This is a genomic window from Aestuariivirga sp. (genome assembly GCF_044239095.1).
Classification (GTDB): Bacteria; Pseudomonadota; Alphaproteobacteria; order Rhizobiales; family Aestuariivirgaceae; genus Aestuariivirga.
The window spans coordinates 1-3,766 of sequence record NZ_JBIICB010000353.1; the positions used below are offsets into that span (position 1 = coordinate 1).

The 3,766-nt window shown below is 66.6% G+C and carries 4 protein-coding genes; all 4 read left to right on the forward strand.

Features of this window, described 5'->3' with window-relative positions:
- On the forward strand, nucleotides 1-637 hold a 637-nt coding region (locus ACILRA_RS20990; protein WP_395663995.1), incomplete at its 5' end, for a DbpA RNA binding domain-containing protein.
- Between the two features lie 77 nt (nucleotides 638-714).
- On the forward strand, nucleotides 715-1,785 hold the full coding sequence (locus ACILRA_RS20995) for an NAD(P)/FAD-dependent oxidoreductase (protein ID WP_395663996.1): 1,071 nt from the start codon (nucleotides 715-717) through the stop codon (nucleotides 1,783-1,785).
- Complete coding sequence (locus ACILRA_RS21000) at nucleotides 1,782-2,594, forward strand: HAD-IIB family hydrolase (RefSeq protein WP_395663997.1); 813 nt, start codon at nucleotides 1,782-1,784, stop codon at nucleotides 2,592-2,594. The genes ACILRA_RS20995 and ACILRA_RS21000 overlap by 4 nt, the downstream gene beginning before the upstream one ends.
- Nucleotides 2,587-3,657, forward strand: a complete 1,071-nt coding sequence (locus ACILRA_RS21005; RefSeq protein ID WP_395663998.1) for an AbrB family transcriptional regulator — start codon at nucleotides 2,587-2,589, stop codon at nucleotides 3,655-3,657. Before ACILRA_RS21000 ends, ACILRA_RS21005 begins: the two co-directional genes overlap by 8 nt.
- Nucleotides 3,658-3,766 lie beyond the last annotated feature (109 nt).

Sequence of the window (3,766 nt, forward strand, 5' to 3'; positions counted from 1 at the left end):
CGCGCGCTACCGTGAGCAGATCCTCGAGGCCGCCACCGCGTCTGCCCCGCCGGAGGAGGCCGAGGCAGGTTTCGTTACGGAATTGCTGGCCCGCATCAGCCCGGAGCAGCTGGCCGCAGCCTATCTCCGCCAGCAACTGGCCGCGCGCCCCGCCCCCGAGGACATTTCGCACATCAGCCTTCCCGCCAAGAGCGGCCATGTGCGCGCCGCGCCCATGGGCGAGCCCCGGGTCCGCGTTGAACGGCCGGACATGACGGGCTCCGCCTGGTTCACCCTGTCGCTTGGCCGCAAGCACCGCGCGGAGCCCAAATGGCTGCTGCCGATGATCTGCAAGGCGGGCAACATCACGCGCGACGATGTGGGCGCGATCAAGATCTCTGACGAGGAAACGCGCTTCCAGATCTCCGCCGCCAAGGCCGCCGATTATGCCGAAACCGTCGCGCGGCAGGGAAGCGGCGAAAAGGGCGTCACCATCACGCCAGCAGGCGTTGCGCCGTCAGTCCCGCGGGAGGAGAGCCCGCCGCGGGCGGCCCCCGTCTTCAAGCACAAGGGCAAGGCGAAGGATCCCTCGCGCTTCAAGCCTAAGACGCATGCCGGCGGGCCCAAGGGCTTCAAGGCCAAGAAGCGCGGGACCTGAACAGCTGAGGCACTGGCCAAGAGCCGCTCTTGGGGCTAGTTCTCCGCATGCAGCCAGCAAGGTTGCGGGGAGTGATCATGCCCAAGCGTGTCATCGTCATCGGGTCGGGTATCATCGGCGCATCGGCCGCCTGGCACCTTGCGAAGGGCGGGGCGGATGTCACCGTGCTCGAGGCGGGCGAACCGGGTGGCCTTGCCACGCGCAACAGCTGGGCCTGGATCAACGCCAGCTGGGGAAACCCGGAACCCTATTTCCGCCTGCGCCAGCGCGCGATTGCGGAATGGCACCGGCTGGAGGGGGAAATTCCGGCACTCGCCGTCAACTGGTGCGGCGGTCTCATCTGGGACCTGCCCCCGGCTGAGCTTGATGCCTATGCGGCGCAGCGCGAGGCCTGGGGCCATCCACTGTCCTTCGTCACGCGCGCGGAAATTCTGGCCCGCGAACCCAATCTCAGGGACGTGCCAGACCATGCCTTCCACGTGGCGGAAGAGGGGATGCTCGAACCCCTCGCCACCTCACAGGCGCTGCTTGCGGCGGCAAGCGCGCTGGGGGCGGAGGTCCTGAGCGGCTCACCCGTCAAATGGCTCGAGCGCGGGGACAGGGTCACGGGCGTGATGACCGATGACGGCGTGATCCATGCCGATGAAACGCTGGTCGCCGCCGGCGTCCACACGGATAGTCTTCTCGATTCGGTGGGCATCACGCTGAAGCTCACCTCGCCCGCCGGGCTGCTGGCGCATTCGAAGCCGGCGCCGAAGCTTCTCAACGGCCTCGTCATGACGCCAGGCCTCCACATCCGGCAGACAGCGGAGGGCCGCATCGTCGCGGGTACCGATTTTGCCGGTGCAGACCCGGACAACGATGCCGAGGCACTGGCTGCCAGCCTGCAGCACAAGGTCGAGGCGATGGTGACGGGTGCGGAGGGGCTGGGCCTCGACTTCCTGACCGTCGGCCACCGTCCGACGCCGGCGGATGGTTTTCCCGCCATCGGCCGCCCGCGTGGCTGCGAGGGCCTCTACACCATTGTCACCCACTCCGGCGTGACGCTCGCCGCGGCACTCGGCCGCTTCGCCGCGGAGGAACTGCTCACCGGCAGGCGCGATGCGCTGCTCGATCCCTTCCACCCAGACAGGCCCGCTCTCTCATGACCATGCTGCCCCTGACCGAAGCCCCGCGCCACATGCTCGCAGGGGTTGAAGCCGTGCTGACGGACATCGACGATACCCTCACCCTGCACGGCCGCCTGCCGGCCGAGGCCTATGACGCATTATGGAAACTGAAGCGCGCGGGCATCAAGGTCGTCCCCATCACCGGGCGGCCCGCCGGATGGTGTGACCTCATCGCGCGGCAATGGCCGGTCGATGGCGTGGTGGGCGAGAACGGCGCCTTCTATTTCCGCTACCGCGACGACGAAAAGCGCATGATCCGCGTCTATGCGCAACCCGCCGAGGAGCGCCGCGCCAATGCCTCCAGGCTCTGGAGGATCGCCGAACGGGTGTTGCAGGACTTCCCCGGAACCGCCATCGCCTCCGACCAGGCCTACCGCGAAATCGACGTCGCCATCGACTTCTGCGAGGACGTGCCGCCGCTGCCGCTGGCCACCGCCCAGAAGATCGCCGAGGCCTTCCATGCCGAAGGTGCTGCCGCCAAGGTCTCCTCCATCCATGTGAATGCCTGGTTCGGGGCCCACGACAAGCTCACCATGAGTAGCAGGTTCCTCGCGGAAGCCTTTGGTATCAATATTGAAAATGATCTGCACAAGATCGCCTACTGCGGCGACTCGCCCAATGATGCGCCGATGTATGCGGTGTTCCCGATGGGCATCGGCGTTGCCAACATCCGGCCTTATGCCAAGCTCATGCCGCATCTGCCGCGCTATGTGACGGCGGGCGAGGGCGGGCACGGCTTTGCGGAATTCGCCGAGGCTGTGCTGCACGCGCGGGCCCAGCGTGCGTGACACGGCGGCGGGCCTGCTGATCGGCGCCCTGGGCGGCCTGGTCTTCTGGCTTATCGGCATTCCCGCACCCTGGCTTGCGGGCAGCATGCTGGCGGCGATTGTTGCGATCTTCTCCGGCGTCAAGGTCGGCATGCCGGACTGGCTGCGCGCCATGTCCTTCATCTTTCTCGGGATCCAGACGGGAACATCCGTCACCTGGGACACAGTGGACAGGGCGGCGCAGTGGCCGCTCTCTATCGCCTTTCTCGGCCTCACCGTGGTCTTCGTCACCGGGGCCTGCACGGCCTACTACGTGAAGCGCAGCGGGTGGGACGGCGCGACGGCTTTGTTCGCCAGCCTGCCCGGCGCGCTCTCCCTCGTGTTGCTGCTGGCCAGCAGCACGAAGGCAGACATGCGGCGCGTAACCATCGCGCAATGCATCCGGCTGTTCTTTCTGGTGGCGGCCCTGCCAGCGCTGATCTCCTGGATGTCGCCTGCCTCTGCCTATCATGCCGGACCTGGCGAGATCGGCAGCCTGTTCGATATCCTGCTGCTCATCGCCGTTTCGGCTGCGGCGGGCTATGCGCTGGAGTGGATGCGGGTTCCCGCAGGCCTCATGCTGGGGCCGATGCTGGCCAGTGCCGGACTCGAATTGTCGGGCGTCATCTCCGGCACGGCGCCTGCCTTTGTGCTGATCCCTGCGAATGTCGTGCTGGGGGTGATGATTGGCGCGCGCTTCTCGCACTTTACCTTCACCGAATTCCGCGAGGCATTGAAGGAAGGTTTTTCGGGCTTCCTGATCGCGCTCGCCATTGCGCTGGCGGGGGCCTGGATCACCAGCGCCGTCTCGGGCCTTCCGCTGGCGCTGACGCTGCTCGCCTTTGCGCCCGGAGGGCTTGATGCCATGACGATCATGGCCTTCGCGCTGAACCTCGATCCGGCCTATGTCGGCGCTCATCAGATGGCGCGTTATATCGGTCTTGCCCTTTTGATGCCGCTGGTAACGTCCTATGTTCTCGGACGAATGGGTGTGGCAGCAGGGGCAACGGCACCCGCCCAGCCCTCAAAACTCAAGGACCGCTGATGGATCAACTGGCCTTCCTGCTGACTTACAAGGGCGCCGTGGTGCTTGGCACGCTGGCCGTGCTGCTGGTGGCGGAACGGCTGTTCCCCATGGCGCGCGTGGTGGGCGG

Coding starts and splice junctions, on each gene's coding strand:
- ACILRA_RS21000 (WP_395663997.1), top strand. CDS start 1,782: ATGACCATGCTGCCCCTGACCGAAGCCCCGCGCCACATGCTCGCAGGG.
- ACILRA_RS20995 (WP_395663996.1), top strand. CDS start 715: ATGCCCAAGCGTGTCATCGTCATCGGGTCGGGTATCATCGGCGCATCG.